At 37.8% G+C, this 902-nt stretch carries 1 protein-coding gene; it reads right to left on the reverse strand.

From position 1 onward, the window contains the following. Positions 1–383 precede the first annotated feature (383 nt). Positions 384–902: hypothetical protein (locus IQR33_RS19990; RefSeq protein ID WP_228014026.1), on the reverse strand; the 519-nt coding region annotated here is incomplete at its 5' end.

Raw genomic sequence — 902 nt, forward strand, 5'->3', positions numbered from 1 at the left:
AGCAAATAGTAGCTGTGCTTAGTTTCTTTCGTGATATTAAACTGGAGCTCAAAATCACTTAAACCCCACCATAGGCAGGGTTTAAGAGAGAAGCCAAATCGAGTAGCTGCAACTACTCATTATGGCTGCTGGGTATCATTCTCGACACCTGACACACGAGACTATAGATCACCAGTAGCCTATTTGGCAATTTTCTTGTTCAATAGTTAATGGTGATTAATATGTACCCACAAAGGTTTATCTATCTGATTATGAGAGTATGGAAAGCAATGGTCTCGGTATTCAAACTCAATCCACACATATGTATCAAAGGGTTAATGTATCTAGTCGAGTTTTTTAGAGACTAATCCATTTGTATGTACACACTTCTTAAGGTGTGTACATTATTTAGACAAAAATGTTAAGTCCGTGTGCTCTAACTTCTTATACACATTTGGGTATTGGGCTCGAGAAATCTTTAAGTTTAAAAGACCTTGGGCTATTTCATCACTTTTAAATTCGGAGAGGTCAAGTTTGCTTTGCAAATATCTACCATAATCAAACATTCTATTTACCTTAGCTTGTAATACTCCCAGCTCAACTAGTTGATATTCCGCATCTTCTCTCCAACTAGGCCTACGGCTCGACTGCTTATTATCATATTCATTTTCTACTCTAGCGGATAAGTACTGAGTCTTACTTAGTATTTTTGCCATTACCAGAACAACATCTATGTCTGCGTTTTCCATGCATTTTGTGAATATGGCTGTTGTATTGGCCAAATCTAGTTTCGGTGGTACAGGCTTCTTACCTGTTCTTTTCGGCATACCTTTCCAAAATTCAATTGATTCGGTGTAGAAGCTAGCCATCTCAGTTGTGTATTTAGTTAAGTCAGACAGAGTTTGAGGTAACAATGCTCTTGC

The organism is Vibrio sp. OPT46 (assembly GCF_015163535.1).
Classification (GTDB): Bacteria; Pseudomonadota; Gammaproteobacteria; order Enterobacterales; family Vibrionaceae; genus Vibrio; species Vibrio alginolyticus.